The organism is Collinsella aerofaciens (assembly GCF_020709435.1).
Lineage (GTDB): Bacteria > Actinomycetota > Coriobacteriia > Coriobacteriales > Coriobacteriaceae > Collinsella > Collinsella aerofaciens_AU.
Window position 1 is genome coordinate 62,468 of the sequence record NZ_JAJFDP010000003.1, and the last position, 18,543, is coordinate 81,010.

The 18,543-nt window shown below is 59.5% G+C and carries 18 protein-coding genes and 1 riboswitch; of the genes, 11 read left to right on the top strand and 7 right to left on the bottom strand.

The genetic code is table 11. The annotated features are described in order from the left end of the window. Positions 1 to 5 precede the first annotated feature (5 nt). Complete coding sequence (locus LK493_RS03095) at positions 6 to 1,166, top strand: DUF2974 domain-containing protein (RefSeq protein ID WP_006234342.1); 1,161 nt, start codon at positions 6 to 8, stop codon at positions 1,164 to 1,166. A 111-nt stretch (positions 1,167 to 1,277) separates the two neighbouring features. Beyond that, positions 1,278 to 2,282 (top strand): nucleoid-associated protein, encoded by a 1,005-nt coding sequence (locus tag LK493_RS03100; protein WP_022094136.1) that lies wholly within the window; start codon positions 1,278 to 1,280, stop codon positions 2,280 to 2,282. Between the two features lie 245 nt (positions 2,283 to 2,527). Here LK493_RS03100 and dapD read toward each other — a convergent pair whose 3' ends face one another. The 3 genes from dapD to dapA are packed head-to-tail and all read right to left on the bottom strand — an operon-like array spanning position 2,528 to position 6,329. Then, positions 2,528 to 3,247 carry a 2,3,4,5-tetrahydropyridine-2,6-dicarboxylate N-acetyltransferase gene (dapD, locus tag LK493_RS03105; protein ID WP_227790095.1) on the bottom strand — a complete coding sequence of 240 codons (720 nt, stop codon included), beginning with the start codon at positions 3,245 to 3,247 and terminating at the stop codon, positions 2,528 to 2,530. A gap of 39 nt (positions 3,248 to 3,286) precedes the next feature. After that, on the bottom strand, positions 3,287 to 4,027 hold the full coding sequence (gene dapB / locus LK493_RS03110) for a 4-hydroxy-tetrahydrodipicolinate reductase (RefSeq protein WP_227790096.1): 741 nt from the start codon (positions 4,025 to 4,027) through the stop codon (positions 3,287 to 3,289). Then, positions 4,020 to 6,329 (bottom strand): 4-hydroxy-tetrahydrodipicolinate synthase, encoded by a 2,310-nt coding sequence (gene dapA / locus LK493_RS03115; protein ID WP_006234337.1) that lies wholly within the window; start codon positions 6,327 to 6,329, stop codon positions 4,020 to 4,022. The genes dapB and dapA overlap by 8 nt, the downstream gene beginning before the upstream one ends. 65 nt (positions 6,330 to 6,394) lie before the next feature. Then, a riboswitch (Lysine riboswitch) is annotated at positions 6,395 to 6,563 on the bottom strand. Between the two features lie 144 nt (positions 6,564 to 6,707). On the opposite strand from dapA, the gene LK493_RS03120 reads away from it, so the two are divergent. The 7 genes from LK493_RS03120 to LK493_RS03150 all read left to right on the top strand — a co-directional run bounded on the left by LK493_RS03120 (position 6,708) and on the right by LK493_RS03150 (position 11,483). Next, the gene (locus LK493_RS03120) at positions 6,708 to 7,895 is read left to right on the top strand and encodes an N-acetyldiaminopimelate deacetylase (protein WP_227790097.1); all 1,188 of its coding nucleotides are present in this window, start codon (positions 6,708 to 6,710) and stop codon (positions 7,893 to 7,895) included. 102 nt (positions 7,896 to 7,997) lie between these two features. Next, positions 7,998 to 8,279 (top strand): type II toxin-antitoxin system RelE/ParE family toxin, encoded by a 282-nt coding sequence (locus LK493_RS03125; RefSeq protein ID WP_006234335.1) that lies wholly within the window; start codon positions 7,998 to 8,000, stop codon positions 8,277 to 8,279. Next, positions 8,251 to 8,592, top strand: coding sequence for a HigA family addiction module antitoxin (locus tag LK493_RS03130; protein ID WP_050766086.1), 342 nt, complete (start codon positions 8,251 to 8,253; stop codon positions 8,590 to 8,592). The genes LK493_RS03125 and LK493_RS03130 overlap by 29 nt, the downstream gene beginning before the upstream one ends. A gap of 29 nt (positions 8,593 to 8,621) precedes the next feature. Then, positions 8,622 to 8,945, top strand: a complete 324-nt coding sequence (locus LK493_RS03135; protein WP_227790098.1) for a hypothetical protein — start codon at positions 8,622 to 8,624, stop codon at positions 8,943 to 8,945. A gap of 164 nt (positions 8,946 to 9,109) precedes the next feature. Next, positions 9,110 to 9,553, top strand: coding sequence for an FxLYD domain-containing protein (locus LK493_RS03140; RefSeq protein WP_006234331.1), 444 nt, complete (start codon positions 9,110 to 9,112; stop codon positions 9,551 to 9,553). Between the two features lie 32 nt (positions 9,554 to 9,585). Further along, positions 9,586 to 10,008 (top strand): hypothetical protein, encoded by a 423-nt coding sequence (locus LK493_RS03145; protein WP_006234330.1) that lies wholly within the window; start codon positions 9,586 to 9,588, stop codon positions 10,006 to 10,008. 98 nt (positions 10,009 to 10,106) lie between these two features. Beyond that, entirely contained in the window at positions 10,107 to 11,483 is a 1,377-nt protein-coding gene (locus LK493_RS03150) for a serine/threonine protein kinase (RefSeq protein ID WP_227790099.1), read from the top strand. A 37-nt stretch (positions 11,484 to 11,520) separates the two neighbouring features. On the opposite strand, the gene LK493_RS03155 is transcribed toward LK493_RS03150, so the two are convergent. Together LK493_RS03155 and LK493_RS03160 are read right to left on the bottom strand one after the other, a co-directional pair. Then, positions 11,521 to 12,654 carry a coiled-coil domain-containing protein gene (locus tag LK493_RS03155; RefSeq protein ID WP_055287231.1) on the bottom strand — a complete coding sequence of 378 codons (1,134 nt, stop codon included), beginning with the start codon at positions 12,652 to 12,654 and terminating at the stop codon, positions 11,521 to 11,523. 234 nt (positions 12,655 to 12,888) lie between these two features. Next, positions 12,889 to 13,521, bottom strand: a complete 633-nt coding sequence (locus LK493_RS03160; protein WP_227790100.1) for an MOSC domain-containing protein — start codon at positions 13,519 to 13,521, stop codon at positions 12,889 to 12,891. 222 nt (positions 13,522 to 13,743) lie between these two features. Between LK493_RS03160 and LK493_RS03165 the strand changes: the two genes are divergently transcribed. Together LK493_RS03165 and LK493_RS03170 are read left to right on the top strand one after the other, a co-directional pair. Next, entirely contained in the window at positions 13,744 to 15,000 is a 1,257-nt protein-coding gene (locus LK493_RS03165; RefSeq protein WP_035137907.1) for a carboxylate--amine ligase, read from the top strand. An 84-nt stretch (positions 15,001 to 15,084) separates the two neighbouring features. Further along, entirely contained in the window at positions 15,085 to 15,831 is a 747-nt protein-coding gene (locus LK493_RS03170; protein ID WP_040358337.1) for an aspartate/glutamate racemase family protein, read from the top strand. Positions 15,832 to 15,956: 125 nt separating this feature from the next. Here LK493_RS03170 and LK493_RS03175 read toward each other — a convergent pair whose 3' ends face one another. Both LK493_RS03175 and LK493_RS03180 read right to left on the bottom strand, forming a co-directional pair. Then, positions 15,957 to 16,703, bottom strand: coding sequence for an energy-coupling factor transporter transmembrane component T family protein (locus tag LK493_RS03175; protein ID WP_227790101.1), 747 nt, complete (start codon positions 16,701 to 16,703; stop codon positions 15,957 to 15,959). Continuing rightward, positions 16,696 to 18,447, bottom strand: a complete 1,752-nt coding sequence (locus LK493_RS03180; protein WP_227790102.1) for an ABC transporter ATP-binding protein — start codon at positions 18,445 to 18,447, stop codon at positions 16,696 to 16,698. The genes LK493_RS03175 and LK493_RS03180 overlap by 8 nt, the downstream gene beginning before the upstream one ends. Between the last annotated feature and the right edge of the window lie 96 nt (positions 18,448 to 18,543).

Consider the following 18,543-nt stretch of genomic DNA (forward strand, 5'->3'; position numbering starts at 1 on the left):
GGGCCATGTCGGATTCGCCTAATTTTTTGACCTATGCCCAGACGGCGTTTGATCCGTTTGAGGAACGGCCGTTCTGCGCGGTGGATAGCCTGGTCTTTGCGTGGTTGTCCTATTTGCGTTTGCCGGGTGATATGGCGGAGCTGACGAACTGGCAGGGCCTAGACGTACGCGAGCTGCTGCGCGCCGAGTGCTACCAAGACATGATTGGCGACCTGTGGGATCCGGAGGGGAGTCGTGCCCTGTTGGAGGCTGTGGCAGCAAGCCCTCGCTACCGTGGCGTTCGTGTTTGCGGCTATCGTAGCGTGAGTGATGCCGAGACAACGGAGCAGTTTGCGGCCATGACGTTCCGATTTCCGGCGGGGTTTAGCTATCTTGCCTTCCGGGGGACCGACAGCACGATTGTGGGCTGGAAAGAGGACTTTAACATGGCGTTCCGGTGTCCTGTGCCGGCCCAGGAATCCGCGGCGCGTTATGTAGACGAGGCGGCGGATGCGATTGACGGGCCGCTTTTGTGCGGAGGTCATTCCAAGGGTGGAAACCTTGCGGTGTACGGTGCGGCGATGTGCCCCGATGTCGCCCGTGAGCGAATCGAAAGGGCGTATTCCCATGATGGCCCGGGCTTCGTCGAGGAGTTTCTGAGCGGCAACGCCTTCGCCGATCTATCCGGTCGAATCGACAAGACGCTACCTCGGTCGTCGATCTTTGGCATGATGTTCGAGACACAGGAGGACTATGCCATCGTTGAGAGCACCGAGTTCAGCCTGCTTCAGCATAATCCCTTTAGCTGGGTGGTTGATGGTCGCGACTTCGTGTACTGTGAGCGCCTGTCCGCCGGTGCTCGATACGTTGATGGCTCCATTCGCGAGATGCTGCTTGCGGTGTCGCCTAACGAGCGCGAGCGTTTTGTAGATGCGTTGTTCTCCGTGCTTGAGGCTACGGGTGCTGAGCGGTTTGCGGATATCGCTGGGAATCTACGCGAGAGCCTGCCCGTGATGCTCCAGGCTGCGCAAGGCTTTGACAAGGATACGCGACGCTTTGTCTCGCAGACTATCGTTGCGATTCTTAAGTGTGCGCTTCTGCCCAAACGTCCCCAGATCGACATGCCCGCTGCCGGCAAGAGCTTGGCAGAACAGCTCGAGGCTTGGCAGTCCGAGCTCCTGCGCTAACCATTGGTGCAAAGCAACCTGTCCCCGATGCACCAATCTTCGATGCGCCTGGGGCGGGATCGACCGCTATACTGGTTCGTGCCGAAATCGATCTAGAACGGAATGCCGTATATGAAAATCAATCACGCGATTCTGCATATCCTGGACTTTGACTCTGCCGTCAACGTTATGAGCCAGCGCGAGCTCGATATCGAGAGCCGCACCGTGCGTAATTTCGTAACCACGCACCTGCGGCGCGCTCGTACCTCGGCCGACAACAAACGCGCCACGTTTGCCGAGAACTCTGCGTTTGGTGGTGAGCTCAAGGGCTATTTCTTTGGCGAGCGCGAGTTCGTGGACCTGTCGCAGCAGATTGCGGAGTTTATCTCCTCCGAGCTCACCAAAGCCGAGAAAGCCGAGTCCACCGACGTGCTCGTGGCTGATTTTGACGACGATGAGGATGCCCGCTGGTTTGCCGTGATGCTGCTGGGCTCCAAGCAGGCTTTTATGCACGAAGTGGGCCGCGAAGAGGGGGAGGTGCGCAACGACATCGCGCGCCACTACGCCATTCTGCCGAACCCCTCGCAAAAGGTGCCGAGCTATGCAATCGTGCGTGCAAGCACCATGGAGATCGGCTATGTGGATAAGAAGCGCAAGATTGCCGGCGAGGATCGCATGCTCATTCCCGATGGCCTGCTGCAGTGCGACACGGGGGTATCGGGCAAGGAGGTCATCGACACCGTGACGCGTGTGGTCGAGGAAGTCGCCGAGGAGCACGGTGCCAACACGGCCGTGGCGCTCGCCAAGGTTAAGGCTGCCGTTGCCGAGAAAGTCGAGGATGACGAGGAGCTGCCGCCTTGGGATATCGTCGATGAGGTCTTTGAGGACGAACCAGTTATCAAGGAGAGCGTGCGCGCGGCACTGACTGAGGAGAAGGTGCCTGAGCGCGTTCCCGTGGAGCGCAAGCAAGTTGAGCGCGCGGCCGTGCGCAATCACAAGATCCGTACCGACACGGGCATCGAGATCAGCTTCCCGGCCGAGATGGGTTCGAACTCCGAGTACATCGAGTTCGTCAATGAGCCCAACGGCCTCATCTCCATCGAGCTCAAGAATATCGGGTCAATTGAGAATCGATAAACTGCGCTTGGACGCTGCAAAAATAAAGGCCGAAGCCCCGGATGAGGGCTTCGGCCTTTTTACTTGGGGCTGAATTACGTTGCAGGTCGAGCATACGTCAGCGAAAACGACCCAGAGCGAGCAAGGTGACGTGAAAGAGGAGGGCATCGACCTTCTGGTCATGCCCGACGATTGAACGTCAGATTGCCGCTTAGGGGCGTTTGCAGCGTCGAGCCGTTACGCGGTTTGGTAAAACCGCGTAACTTCTACAGCTGGCGCAGGCCCTCTTCCAGGCCGGTCTTGCTGTCGGTCTTCTCGTCGCGCATCTTGATGACGCGGGCGGGGACACCGGCCACGACGGCGCCGGCGGGGACGTCCTCGACGCACACGGCGCCGGCGGCAACTACAGCACCCTTGCCCACGTGCACGCCTTCCAGGACCACGGCGTTTGCGCCGATCATGACATCGTCCTCGATGATGACGGGCGTGGCGCTGGCGGGCTCCACAACGCCTGCCAGCACGGTGCCGGCGCCGATGTGGCAGTTCTTGCCCACGGTGGCGCGACCGCCCAGCACGGCGCCCATATCGATCATGGAACCCTCGCCGATAACGGAGCCGATGTTGATGATGGCGCCCATCATGATGACGGCACGGTCGCCAATCTCGACGCGGTCGCGGATGATCGCGCCCGGCTCGATGCGGGCGTTGATGCCCTTAAGGTCGAGCATGGGCACGGCGGAGTTGCGGCAATCGTTTTCAACGTCGTAGTAATCGATGGAATCGGCATTGGCGTCCAGGATGGTCTTGAGCTCGTCCCAGTCGCCAAAGACGGTCTTGCCGCGACGGCCGCCGTAGACATGTGCGTCGCCCCAGGCAACCTTCATGCCCGGCTTCTCGCGCACGTACAGCTTGACGGGCGTCTTTTTGGGCGCGGTGGCGATGTAGTTGATAATCTCCTGTGCATCCATCTCGGCTGCGTTGCTCATTTGCTATCTCTCCTTTGGGTGGATTCGGTTGATACCTGGTTAGGCAAACATGACCTTGTCGAACGTATAGAAGCCGGGTTCGCGGGTGACGAGCTTCTGCGCGGCTGCCAAGGCGCCGTTGACAAAGATCTGACGGCTCGTGGCGCGGTGGGTGAGCGTGACCTCCTCGTCCTGGCCAAAGAAGCTCACCTCGTGCACGCCGGCGACGGTGCCGCCGCGCAGCGAGTGCATACCGATTTCCTTGGGATCGCGTGCTCCGCACATGCCCTCGCGGCCATAGACGGGGTGGTAGCCTGCCTCGGGCTCGGCTTCGACGACGGCGTCGAGCAGCAGCTTGGCAGTGCCGCTGGGGGCGTCGACCTTTTTGTTGTGGTGCGTCTCGACGATTTCGCAGTCAAAGCCGGGCAGCTCGCGTGTAGCCTGCGCTACCAGATGGCGCAGGGCTGCGATACCGATGGAGTAATTGCCCGAGTGCATAACGCGGGTGTTCTGGCCCAGCTCACGCAGGCGGTCCATCTGCTCGGGGGTGTAGCCTGTGGTGCCTGAGACCAACGCCGCGCCCGTGCGCTCGACATAGGCGACGACGGCGTCGAAGGTCGCGACGTTCGAGAAGTCGATGATGACGTCGGCAGCCGGTGCGTTCTCGAGCTCGCTCAAATCGAAGCCAATCTGGGCCACGATATCAAAAACGGGCTGCCCGGCGGCGTCGACAATGCCTTCGGCGGTAGTGCGGATGAGCGAGCCCATGCGGCCCGTTCCCATAATGACGGTCTTAATCAAGTAGACCAGCTCCCTTCAGAGCATCGGTAAGTGCGGCTCGCGTGTCGTCTGCCATGGGGCACAGCGGCATACGGTAGTTTGCCTCGATCATGCCCATCTGGGCGAGCGCTTCCTTGACGGGGATGGGGTTGACCTCGCTAAAGAGGGCGTTGATGAGCGGCTGGCCGGCAATCTGGATATCGCGGGCGCGCGCTACGTCGCCGTCCAGATAAGCGCGGCACATGTCGTGTACAAGCTGCGGCTGCACGTCGGCCCACACGCTGATGGTGCCCGAAGCGCCCAGGCTCATGAGCGGCACTGTGAGTGCATCCTCGCCCGAGTACATGCGGAAATCGTCGGACAGCAGGTGGGCGATCTTGGCCGCGTAGGCGACGTTGCCCGAGGCCTCCTTGATGCCCATGATGTTGGGGTGCGCGGCTAGGCGCTCTACGTTGCGCTCGCTGATACCGCAGCCGCAGCGGCCGGGGATGTTGTACAGGATGCAGGGGATGTCAACGGCATCGGCGACGGTCTTAAAGTGCTGATAGATACCCTCTTCGTTGGACTTGTTGTAGTAGGGGGTAATGAGCAGCAGGCCGTCGGCTCCCAAGCCCTGGTAAGTAAGCGACTTGGTGAGCATGGTCTGCGTGGAGTTGGAGCCTGAGCCGGCGATGACGGGGACGCGTCCTGCAACATGCTTGACCACGGCGGCGACGACGGAGTTGTCCTCGTCATCGGTCATCGTGGCGCTCTCGCCGGTGGTGCCCAGGGTGAGAATGGCGTCGGTGCCATTTTGCAAGTGGAAATCGATAAGGCGCTCGAGCGCGTCAAAGTCGACACTGCCGTCCTTTTTAAACGGCGTAACCAGGGCGACGATTGAGCCCTCGAGATTGCGGATGTCCATGTTCTTCTCCTTCGCCTCCGCGATCTGGATGCGTTTGTTCCATTGAGCTGCGACTGCCAGGCGCTCGTCTTGGGCGCGACGGCGGGCGCTTTCGGCGCGCGACTTGGCCAGCAGCTCTCGGCCGCACGGCAGCACGTCGAGCGTGGAAAAGTAATCGCCCGGGCGCTCGGCGCGGCGGATGAGGTCGGCCGCGCCATCGGGGCGCAGCAGGACCTCGGCGGAGCGCAGACGTCCGTTGTAGTTGTAGCCCATGGAGTAGCCATGCGCACCGGTATCGTGGATTACAAGCAGGTCACCCATGTCGATATGCGGCAGCTCGCGGTCGATGGCGAACTTGTCGTTGTTTTCGCACAGGTTGCCCGTGATATCGTACGTGTTCGTGACGGGAGCTGCGGACTTGTCGGGGCCACCCGGCTGGCCCATCACTGTAACGTGGTGGTAAGCGCCATACATGGCAGGACGAATGAGGTCGACGGCACTTGCGTCCACGCCGATATAGTCTTTGTAGATCCGCTTTTCGTGAATGGCCTTGGTGACCAGGCACCCGTAGGGGCCCATCATAAAGCGGCCCATCTCGGTGCAGATCGCCACATCGCCCATGCCGGCGGGAACCAGGATCTCGTCGTAGGCCGCGTGTACACCCTCGCCGATGGCGTGGATGTCATTGGCCTGCTGCTCGGGCAGGTAGGGGATACCCACACCGCCGGACAGATTGATAAAGGCGACATGTGCACCGGTCTCGCGCTCCAGGCGCACGGCAAGTTCAAAGAGGATTCGCGCGAGCTTGGGGTAGTAATCGTTGGTGACGGTGTTGCTGGCAAGGAAGGCATGGATGCCAAAGTCCTCGGCGCCCTTGGCCTTGAGCATGCGGAAGGCATCAAAGAGCTGCTCGGTGGTCATGCCGTACTTGGAATCGCCCGGGTTGTCCATAATGCCGTTGGAAAGCTGGAACAGGCCGCCCGGGTTAAAACGGCAGCTCACCGTCTTGGGGATGGGTCCCGCGACGCGCTCGTAAAACTCAATGTGGCTGATATCGTCGAAGTTGACGATGGCGCCCAGCTTGTCGGCAAGCTCAAAGTCTGCCGCCGGCGTGTCGTTGGACGAGAACATGATGTCATGGCCGGTGATGCCCAGCGAGCGGGCGATCATGAGCTCGGTATAGCTCGAGCAATCGCAGCCGCAGCCGTATTCGTTGAGAATTGAGATAAGGGCCGGGTTGGGGTTGGCCTTGACGGCAAAGTACTCCTTAAACCCCGGGTTCCACGCAAAGGCGTCGCGCACTTCTTGCATGTTGCGGCGGATACCCGCCTCGTCGTATAGATGAAACGGCGTGGGGAACTGCTCGACGATATGCTCGAGTGTCTCCTTGTCCACAAACGGCTGCTTGGCCGCATATGCCTCGTTGGGGGTCAATGCCATGTCCCGTAAACCTCGCTATCCAGACGGCGCCATCTGCGCATCGAATCCGCATAGCGTGGACCCAATGTCCGGATAGCGCTCCCGCATTGCTGCAGACAGTCCTGCGAGTGTTTCCCGCAGGCCCACCAGGCTGTTCGTGCCCGAAAAACCCAGTTCGGCGGGTTTCGCCTCCCCGCGGGGTCAAAGTCTGCCGACTCGCCCGCGGCTCTTCGTGCCCGCGCCTCTATCAAGTGGTAAAGACCCTACCACGTTGCACTTTACCAAACAAGAGTATTCGTATATAACGTTTAAAAAATGCAGCATCATGCTAGAAACGAGGGCGCCACAATCCTGCGTCACAATAGGTGACAACTGAGTTGCCCCATGAAAGGAATCCCCATGACCGAGCTCCAAGAACTCCGTCGCTATCGCCGCGATCTCCATCGCATTCCGGAGCTCGATTTCGATCTTCCGCAAACCATTGCCTATATCGAGGGCGTGCTGGCACCGCTCACCTGCGAAGTGACCCATCCGTGCCCCAGCTGCGTCTGCGCTTTCTTCGACGCCGGCGTTGATGCCGCGCATGCCACGGCGATTCGCGCCGATATGGATGCGCTGCCCATCGCGGAGGCGACGGGAGCGGCCTTTGCCTCAACCCATCCCGGCAAGATGCACGCTTGCGGACATGACGGACACATGGCCATGGCGCTTGCCGCCGCGACGTATGTCGACCGTACGATTCGCGAGCATCCGGGCGCCATTAGGCGCAATGTTCTCTTTGTGTTCCAGCCGGCCGAGGAAACGACCGGTGGTGCCAAGACGGTATGCGAGAGCGGTGTGTTCGAGCGCTATGGGGCCGACCGCATTTTTGGCTTCCATGTGTGGCCCGATCTGCCCGCCGGCACGTTGGCGAGCTGCCCCGGTCCGCTGCTAGCGCGTTCGAGCGAGACGCATGTGCACATTCACGGGACGAGCATCCATATCGCCAAGACCTACGGCGTTCCCGTTGGCGAATCGCACGATGCGGCATTGGCGGCTGCCAAGTTCTTGGTTTCCGAGCGCGAACTCATGGACAAGCTGGGTGCCGACGAGCCCTGCATTGGTAAGTTCGGCTTGCTGCAGGCCGGTACCGTCTGCAATGCGGTGGCAGGGGAGGCCCATGTTGCCGGCAGCCTGCGTGTGTTTACGGACGACATGTTCGACCGTGCGCGCGAGGGCGTACGCCGTGTACTCGACGAGGCGTGCACCGCAACGGGCTGCACGTATGATCTCGACTTTGCCGAGGGCTATCCACCGGTCGATAACGACCCCGAGCTGTTTGCCAACATCACGCCTGCCTTGCCCGGGCTGCAGCTTGTAGAGGAGCCGCTGTTAATTGCCGAGGACTTTGCTTTCTATCAGCGCCATCTGCCGGGCGTGTTCTTCTTGCTGGGCACGGGTATGCCAGAGGACCAAGACAACCCGAGTGATTCGGATGGCTGCCCCGCCTATGCCACAAGCGCTCTGCATACCGATAGCATGCTCTTCGACGAGGAAATCCTACTCAAAGGCCTCGATGTCTACAAACGATTACTTTCGCTTGACTAAGGCGTGAAGGACTATTTGTTCTAGAAAACACGAACAAACGTACGATATAATAGAGATGTAAGTCTATAGAAACGTTTGACGTTACTAACGTAAGGCGATACTATGATTGCATCGTATAAAGATGAGGATACCGAACGCTTTGCCATGGGTGTGCGGGTCAGGAGGTTCGTGCCCTTTGAGCGTGTTGCGTTGAGGAAGATTCGCCAACTGCAGGTTTGTGCTTCACTTGATGATCTTCGCGTTCCACCGGGCAACCGCCTGGAAGCTTTGAAGGGCGATCGTGCCGGTCAATATAGCATCCGTGTTAACGAGCGCTATCGGGTCTGTTTTGAGTGGAGACAGGAGATGGCTTGGAATGTCGAAATCGTCGATTATCACAAGTGATGAGACTTCGGCCGATTTGCTGTCGCCGGTGACTCCTGGTGAGCTTCTCAAAGAGGAGTTTCTTGTTCCCATGGGCATTTCTCAATATCGCCTTGCGAAAGAGACTGGGATTCCGGCTCAGCGTATCGGGCAGATTGTCTTGGGAAAACGTCGCGTGACGGCCGACACCGACCTCCGTCTTTGCCGTTATTTTGGCCTGACGGATGGTTATTGGCTGCGCGCTCAGGTGGCGTTTGACCTTGAGGCCGAGAAAAGGCGGATCGAACCGGAACTCGACAAGATCGTTCCTGTTCAGCAGGCTATCGCACTGTAGTGCTCAAAGATGATGGGGGTGGCGCGGCGATGAGGCGACGCCGACAGTCTGCCGTATATAGTCCGGGTGGATGCGGGTGCGGTTTGCTGCTGCTTCCGGTTATTGCTGTGAGCATTGGCGTGATGTTTGCGCTTGCCGGGCTTGCCGCGGCGGCGCTCGTGCTGTTTATCACTGCCATCGGCGTGACGATTTGGCTCTGCCGCAATCGCGAGCAACGCCGTGCCGACGGTAAAACCAATGTCGGCTGGGTCGTCTTTCTGATCATTGCGTACCTGCTGAGTGCCAGCTACCTTGTTTTCTTTGTCCTGTTGATGATCAGTGCCTTTACCGGGGAATCCGTCACGGTGGGTTGATGCACTGCCAGCAGACGGTCGCGCGCAGTGCGTTTGCTCGGCGTTTGGATAACTGCATTGGTCGTTTACCGCAGCCTTAGCTCTCAGCTAATGAATTCAAGTTCAATCCTTCCTACGATGTGCTGTGTACCGGCACGGTAGCCGGATCGTAGGAAGGATGAATAATGGCAAAAGAGGGAAAGAAGCCAATCGGCAAGATTGTCCTAGGCATCATCGTGGTGCTGGTTATTGTCGGTGCCGTGGGCTCTATGGGCGGCAACTCAACCGATTCGTCTGCGAGCGATTCGGCAAAACCTGCCGAGACGACACGGCAGGCTGAGGAGCAAAAAGAACCGCAAGAACCGTATACCATTGCTGACGAGGCTGAAGACACTTCCAATCAGTTTACCTATAAGATCACGGGCACCCTGACCAATAACACGGACAAGGAAAAGAGCTACATTCAGATTGAATATGTTCTGTATGATGCCGATGGCAACCAGGTTGGAACGGCTCTTGCAAACACCAATCATCTGAAGGCGGGCGGCTCCTGGAAGTTCGAGGCGCTGGGTACGGTGTCTCCCGACCAGGTTGCTAGCTGGGAGCGTTCGGACGTAAGCGGTTTCTAGCATGTTGCATGCACTGGGGGAGGTGAAGTCGTATGTCCGATAAAAAGCTGACCGAGGAGTTGCTCAATGAGCTTCTCGATGCGCCGAACATCGATGGCTATATCAGGGAGCACGACTTTGCCGCCCCGTCGCTTTCGGACTACCTGAAGCAGCTACTGCAGGAAAAGGGCTTGGAGCGCTCGCGCGTGGTCCGTATGGCTGATCTCAATGAGACCTTTGGCTATCAGATTTTTACCGGTGCGCGGCATCCGAGCCGCAATAAGGTGCTGCAGATTGCCTTTGCGATGGCGCTGACGCTCAAAGAGACTAACCGTGCGCTGACGGCTGCCGGGGTAAGCGTCCTTAACTGCAAGGACCGCCGCGATGCGATTATCATCTTTTGCATCGATCGCGGGTGCAGCCTCCAAAAGGTCAACGAGGAGCTGTATCGCTTTGGCGAGGAGACGGTGAGTTAGCGGCTGATATCTGAGCCGGCGGAGCTGCCGAACAACGATGCAAACGAACGGGGCGCGGATGCCATGGGGTGTCTGCGCCCTGCGCTATGATGGAGGCTATGGATACTCAGACCCCAACATATTCCGATGACGAGCTGACCGCAGCGCTTGCCGAGCACCTGGCGTCGCTCGATTGCGACGACAACTATCGCGTGGAGCGTGTACTTAAGCGCTCGACCGTTGAAACAACCGAGCTCGTGTACTTTGAAGGAACCGGCGGTGGCTCGCTCGGCCCCTTTGTCCGTAAACGCATCGATGCTTCGGCTCAAATCGGCGGGGCATACGAGCGTCTGTTTGCCGTTCAGCGTGCAGGCAGGCGTTTTGAGCACCTGCCCAGAATCGTCGATTGTCGTCGTGTGGGCGACGAGCTCAACGTGGTTATGGAATACATCGAAGGGGAGACGCTCGGGGCGCTGGTGGACCGTCTGGGAGCCACCCCCGATTATGCGTGTGAATTGTATCCTGTCCTTTGCGACGCCGTGGGCGAGCTCCATACCGGTTTTGCAATGGCGGGGGAGACGTCGGCGCCGGTGATCCATCGTGACCTCAAGCCGTCGAATATCATCGTGACAGGTGCCAACTATACGCCTGATGACGGCCTGACGTTTTCATCGCTGGTGATTATCGACCTGGGGATCGCGCGCGTATGGCACGATGGCGCCGATGCCGACACCGTCAAGTTTGGCACGCGACCCTATGCGCCGCCCGAGCAGTATGGGTTTGGGCAGACGAGCGTGCGAAGCGACGTCTACGCACTTGGCGCCCTGTTGTTCTTCTGCTTGACGGGAGTCGACCCTAAGCCAGGGCTCGAAATGCGCGAGCAATGCGAGGCGCGCGGCATTCCCACTCCACTTGCCGATGCCGTCTGCATGTCGATGGCGCTCGACCCGGCCAAGCGTTTTGCGAGTGCGGAAGCGTTGGGACGGGCGACGCGCGCGGCATACGATCTGAGTCGCCCCGTGCGGCCTCCTGCGCCGCCTGTCCGAACTCCGGCCTCGGAGACGGTGTTGACGCCCCAAGGGCTCCAGAACCCCGCAGGGCCTCCTGGCCCTGCCGCCTCCGCTGCATGCGGCCTGCTCTCTCGCGTTCCGGAGTCTCTGGGCCGCATTTGGAATACGCTCGTCTGCTTCTCGCTGCTTGTGTTCTTTGCCGGAAGTCACTTTGCCGTCTTTCACCCCACCGGAGCAAACCAAAGCTACCCGACGTGGCTTCTCATAATCGAGTATTTTTTCTTTGTCGATGGCCTTATGGTGCTTATGCATTTCGCACTGCTCGATAAGCGCCGTCTTCGTCGGCGATTCGCACTGCTCGACAGCTATCGCGGCAAGAAACTCGCGAAACTCTGGCTCAAGGCATTGGGTGTGCTGCTCCTATGCATGATTGTCATAGTCGCGGTTGCCAATGCGACCGGCGTCGTCGATACCTCCGCTACCTAAAAGAAAAGGACCCCATTGGGGCCCTTTGCAGTTGCACTTAGATGCGGTTCATCTGAGCGGCGACTTTGTTGTACCAGTCCTGCCACGTGGGCGGGCAGTACTTTTTGGCCGCTGCCGGGGTAAGGGTGGAGCCGTAGTTGGCGCCCAGATAGGCAACGTGAGCGGAGATGCCCTCGCTCCAGCTGCCAAAGCTGCGCCAACCGCCGCCACGTGCACTCCAGCCCCAGGCGTTGTAAGAATTGGCGCAATAAGCACCCTTGGTGCTCTCGATGCAGGCGATGGCGGGGGACCAACGGGGGTCGACACCGGTATTCCAAGCGGCGACGGCAAAGTTATAGCCCTGGCCTGCCATGGGGGAGCCGGCGAGATAATTGTCGATGCGGCCTGTCCACTCATTAATGAACGAATCGTAATCGGAGCTACCAGTATTGGAGCTGTTCACCGTGGTGTCGATGGTGGTGTTGGTGTTGGTGGCCTGGCTGCTGGAATTGCTGCCGCTTACGCCCTCGCCCGAGAGCTTCTCGGCGGCAGCGGCCTTATCGGCCTCAAGCTTGGCAAGCTCGGCGGCATTTTCCTGCTCGGCTTTTGCCTGTGCCTCGCTGCGGAGCTGCTGGGCCTGTGCCAGCGCATCCTCGGCGTTTTTCTGCTCTGCCTCAAGCTGAGACTTGGCCTGCTGGAGCTCAGCCTTGTTCTGCTCGAGTTCGGTTTGCATGTTATTGAGCTGTTCGATCTCGTCGACGCTCGAGCTCGTGATCTGGTTGGTGTATTTGCAGGTCGTGATGAACTCACCCAGGCTCTGTGCGTTGACCAGGAAGCTCACGATGGGATTGGTGCCCTTCTGATACTTGTACAGATCGCGCATGGCGGAGCTTGCCTTGGCCTGCTGCTCGGGAAGCTTGGCCTCGATTTCCTCGATGCTTGCCTCATTGGAGTCAATCTGCTTTTGCAGGTCATCGAGTTTGGTGCGGGCGTCGTTGTAGGCGCTCGTGGCGGCTTCGATCTTCTGCTGGGCTGCGGAAAGCTGGTCCTGCGTTGCCTGCGAGGCGGCATACGCCGCAACGGGGGAGAGCATCGGCGTGGCCGTCAGCGCAACGGCGAGCACGGCGCTCGTGATGATACGAGCCGGCTTCGACGCAATGAACGCTGCGGTGCGATGATTCGAATGCTGCATCCAGTCCCTCTGCAATCAATCGTAGGTTATGGTTCGAACGGTATTCTACTACTGCTTTCGACCTCAACTTGAACCTTAAAGGTTCCAAAGGGTCAAGTTGAACTTGAGGCTTTGGCTTTGACCTGCAGTTATGATGAATTGTTGAGAAACCATAGAGTTCAACTTTAACGTTACAGAGCTCTGTTTGAGAGGAGTTTTGGGCTGTAAAAGCCATCTCAACGTGGGGTTTTATAACTACAGCGTGCCCTTCTGGCGAGCCTGCTCAATCTCTTCGAGGGCCTCGGCGGGGGTGAACGAACAGGTGCCGTCGCCGAGCTTGACTACCTGGATTTCGTCACCGGCGTTGACCTCTCCGCCCTTTAGTACCACGCCGAAAACGCCCTCGTGGGGAAAGATGCAGTCGCCGGCGAGATAGTAGATGGCGCAACGGGTGTGGCAGACCTTGCCGATTTGGCTGATTTCGACGAGCACGTCGCTTCCAAGCTTGAGCTGTGTGCCCAAAGGGAGCGAGAGCAGGTTGATGCCCCGGGTTGTGAAGTTCTCCCCAAAGTCACCCTCGTGTACGTCGAGCCCGCGTGCCTGCGCCGTCTGGATGGACTCCGCGGCTAAAAAGGAAACCTGACGGTGCCAATGTCCGGCGTGCGCATCGGTGGCGAGGCCAAATTGCTCTATAACGGTGTCGCGTCCATCGGCGACGGGCGACTTGCGAGTGCCCTTGTGTACCGACGTGTTGATCGAGACGATGTGGGCGGGTCCGTTGTAGGCGTCGTTTGCCGTGCACAGGGGAGCGGTCGCTTTCGCACGTTTCGCCAGCTCGCGCCTCGCGGCATTGAGGATGGGATTATCGGTCGGATGGTCTTGGGGCACGTGCGCGCCTTTCGCTCGAGGATGTCAATACACTGAATCCTACAACAATGGTAGGTTCATTGCCCGTTGTCATACAACGGTGAGCGCCGTCTTCGTGCTGGACGATTACGTCGATTGCCATAGATACGGTGGAGCTTTGGGCGCCGGCGGCTTGGCACGCTAAAATAAATCAGTTGCGCAAAGACCGCCCGTTGTGTGGGCAGTTCATGATAGGAAGTTTCCATGGCATTGCAATTTACAGAGCGCGAGTTCATTCCCGTGCTGCTTGGTGGCGACATCAACGCCTATTCGGTGGCGCGCGCCTTCTACGAGGAGTACCAGGTCAAGAGTCTGGTCTTTGGCAAGTATCAGACGGGTCCCGCGTACCGCAGCCAGATTATCGACTACACGCCCAACGTGGATATCGACACCATGCCCGTGATGCTCAAAACCGTCAACGGCATTGCCCAAGCGCATGCCGACAAGACTATTGTCCTTGTGGGCTGCGGCGACAACTATGTCGCTCTCGTGGCTCAAGCCAAGGATGCTCATGAGCTGGCGGATAACATCGTCGCTCCCTACGCGCCCTACAGCATGCTCGAGCAGTGCCAGAAGAAGGAGATCTTCTACGAGCTGTGCGAGAAGCATGGCGTGCCCTATCCACACACGTTTACCTTTACCAAGGCGATGCTCAATGCTCAGGGTGAGGCGCCTGCCGAAGTGCTCGACCAGATCGATTTTCCTTACCCGATGATTCTGAAGCCTTCTGACGGCATCATGTGGTGGCAGCATGAGTTCGAGGGCCAGAAGAAGGCCTATGAGATTGCCGACCGCGCCGAGCTGGAACAGGTCATTCGCGATTCGTATGCCAGCGGCTACACCGACGATCTGATCTTGCAGGATCGCGTGCCCGGCAACGACGAGTACATGCGCGTGCTCACCAGCTATTCCGACCGCAACGGTAAGGTCCGCATGATGTGCCTGGGCCATGTGCTGCTCGAGGAGCATCAGCCCCACGGTGTCGGCAACCATGCCTGTATCATTACCGAGCCTAACGACGAACTCATGGGCGGCGTGCGCAAGTTGCTCGAGGACCTTCACTTTGTGGGCTATTCCAACTTTGACGTTAAGTACGACGAGCGCGACGGCTCGTTTAAGTTCTTCGATTTCAACACGCGCCAGGGCCGCAGCAACTACTACGTCACTAACAGTGGCTTTAACGTTGCCAAGTATGTGGTGGACGAGTATGTGTTCAACCGCCCGTTTGAGCCGGAGTTTGTGACGGCGCAGGACGAGGCCCTGTGGATGGTCGTCCCCATGGGCGTCGTCGACAAGTACGTCAAGGATCCCGAGCTGCGCGCTAAGGTGCATCGCCTGGACAAGGAAGGTAAGGGCGCCGACCCTTCGTTTATGAAGGGCGACTTTGTCTTTAACCGCTGGCTGCGCATGTGGCACACCAAGCTGCGCCACTTTAAGCTGTTCAAGACGTATTACAAGTAGATGAGTGCGGCGCCCGTCCGGTTTGCATCGGGCGGGCGCGGGTATGATACGCGCAATTGCGCAAGCGTCACCAAGGAGGCGGCGATGGAAAAGCTGGGAGTTATCGGCGGCATGGGCGCCGAGGCCACGTCGTATTACTACGACCAGGTGGTGCGTCATACGGCTGCTGCCTGCGATCAGGAACATATCGACATGGTGGTGCTCTCCAAGTCGACCATGCCCGACCGCACGTTGGCCATTAAGACCGGCGAGCATGCCAAGCTGCTGGCGACCATGAAAGAGTGTGCCCAGGCACTCGAGTCGCTGGGCTGTGCGCACATTGCCATTCCCTGCAACACGTCGCACTACTTCTACGACCAGATCCAGTCGTTTACGAAGGTGCCGATTATCCACATGCCGCGTGAGTCGGTGCGCTATGCTCTGGCCGGTGCGGTGATGGGGGAGTGCGAGTTCGACCCCAACCTGAGTATGCCGGCCGAGCCGGTGCACAAGATTGGCATCATGGGCACCGACGGAACCGTGGGCGCGGGCGTCTACGGCCGCGAATGTAAGGCTGCGGGTGTTGAGGTCGTCTATCCCAGCGAGAAACGTCAGAACGATGTGATGTCGCTTATCTACGATGATGTGAAGGCCGGACGTGAGCCCGATATGGATAAGTTCGACCGCGTGATGTGGGAGTTCGCCCGTAGCGGCTGCGACCGCGTCATTCTGGCCTGCACCGAGCTCTCGGTGCTGCAGAAGTACCGAGAGATGCCCGAGATCACCCTCGACGCCATGGATGTCCTGGTGCGCGAATCCATCATCCGCAGCGGCGCCCCCTACCGCCTCTAGCTTCCGACCCGCCAAAAAGGGACAGGTTAATTTTGGTAGGTTTTATCTGGTGAAACAGTAAAGGCCTCGGCTCGTTTGGTGCGAGCCGAGGCCTTTTGCGTTGGGCGGTTGCTGTCGGTGGTGAACTAGAACAGGAAGCCGATGGCGATGAGGGCGATACTGACGATGAGCACGGCGATGTCCAGGCCCTTGATGGGGTAGCGCTTGTACGAGCTGGCGCGCGTACGCAGATAGAAGCCGCGCTGCTCGGCGGCAAGCGCGGTGGCATCGGTCTTGCCCACGCTCGAGATGAGCAGTGGCACGCACAGTGGCAGCATGAGCTTGAGCTTCTTGATGGGGTTCTTGGTGTCGTACTCGACGCCGCGTGCGGTCTGCGCCTCCATGATGGCGTTCATCTCCTGACCAAACACCGGCACGAAGCGCAGCGCCGTGGTAAAGGTGAAGGCATAGCGATACGGCACGTGCAGCACCTCGACGCAGGCGTTGGCAAGGTCGTTGAGCTTGGTCACCATGAGCATGAGGATGAGTGGTAACGCCACGCCCAGCAGGCGCAGACAGGCCTTCGATCCCGTGATGAGGCCCGTGTCGGTGATAAAGCTCCACACCACGTTGCCATCGCGCATAAAGGCTAGCTGGAGCACCAGCATGATAAGCGCGAGCGGAATCAGCAACTTGAGCAGCGAGAGCAGACGATCGACGACGCCGGCATAGGCACCCAGTGCAAGGGTGAGTGCCAAAAAGCCCAGCAGCGCTACGTAGGTGTCGGACAAGAAGATGCCGACGATGATGGCGGCGGCGAGGCCCAGTTTGACGACGGGGTTCAGGCGATGCAGCAGCGTATCGCCCGGCATGTAGTCGATGACGTTAACCACGGTGGACCATCTCCTTGGTAATTCGAACGACATCGGTGACCTCGCTCACCTGCGCAAAAGCGGGCGAGACGGAAGATGCCAGACGGCGCGAGAGTTCAATAACCTGGGGAGGCTCCACGTAGGCACGCCGCATGAGATCGATGTTCGAGAACAGCTCGTGCGTGCGGCCGCGGTCGAGGATGCGGCCGTCGGCCATTACTACGATGCGCTCGGCAAAGTCGGAGACGACTTCCATGTCGTGGCAGACCATGATGACGGCGCATCCGCGCTCGGCCATGGTGCGCACGGTTTCCATGACGGTCATGCACTCGCGGTAGTCAAGGCCGCTCGTGGGCTCGTCGAGCACGACGATCTTGGGCTCAACCACTACGACGGAGGCAAGTGCCACCATTTGTCGCTGGCCACGCGAAAGCGAGAACGGTGCCTCGTCGGCGGGCAGACCAAAGCGGTCGATGACCAGCTGGGCGCGACGCAGAGCCTCGGCACGGTCGATGCCGGCAAGCTCCAAGCCAAAGGCGACCTCGTCGAGCACGGTATCCTTGCAGATCTGGCGGTCGGGGTTTTGGAAGAGGGTCGCGACCTCGCGGGCAATGCGGCTCGTGGGAACGGTTGCAGTATCCAGTCCCGTGACGCGCACGCTGCCCGAGGCGGGCTTGAGCAGGCCCGTGAGCAGCTTGGTGAGCGTGGTCTTGCCGGCACCGTTCTGACCGACGATGCCCACGAGCTCACCGGGGTAGAGGGTCAGGTTAAGGTCGTGTACGGCGGCGCCGCCGTTGGGATAGGCAAACTCAACATGGTCGAAGGTGAGTACGGGTTCGGCATCCTTGGCATGAGGACGCAACGACGGTGCATGCGGGGAACCGGCGGGCGCCTGGGCTTCGATGGCAGCGTGTGCGGGGTCGACGATACCCGAAATCAGACACTCGGCTTCGTCGACATCCAAGCAAGGGGCGCCGCTTGCCAGGCCATCGGCCTCGAGGCTATTGAAGATGCGTGTGACACGGGGACAGTCGACGCCAATGGTGCGAAGCTCATCGGTGTGTGCGAAGACCTCGTGCGGCTCGCCCTGCAGTGCGATTTCGCCATGGTTGAGCACGAGCACGCGGTTGCAGTACTCCGAGAGCAGGGCGACCTTTTGCTCAACGACGACGATGGTGATTCCAAGTATGCGGTTTGCCTCACGCAGCGTCTCGAAGACCAGCGTGGAGCTGGCGGGGTCGAGTGCCGCGGTGGGCTCGTCGAGAACCAAGACGCGCGGACGCATGGCGAGGATGGCGGCGATGGCCACCTTTTGCTTCTGTCCGCCCGAGAGGGTGGCGATCTCGCGGTCGCGCAGGTCGCTGATGCCGACGGTCTCGAGCGTCTCGCTCACGCGCTGCTCGATCTGGTCGTGGGGAACGGCAAAGTTCTCGAGGCCAAAGAGCATCTCGTCCTCGACGACCGAGGCGACCATCTGCGTGTCGATATCCTGCAGCACACTGCCGACGATTTGCGACACGTCGGTCAGCGAGACCTCGCAGGTGTCGTGGCCGTCAACCATGACGGACCCGAAGAACGTGCCGGTGTAGTGGTGGGGCACAGCACCCGACAGACAGGCGGCAAGCGTGGACTTGCCGGCGCCCGAGGGTCCGATGATGCCGATGAAATCTCCCTTGTTCACGCTGAGCGAGATGTGGCTGAGCGCCTGCTCGGTCTGCGTGCCATAGGAGAACGAGACATCGTCGACGTTGATGATCGTTTCCATGGATACCTTTCATAGTCATTGGGGACAGTCTTAAATGACCAGTTGTTTAAGACCGTCCCAAAAAAGCTCGTTGTTTGGGACGGTCTTTGGTGGTGA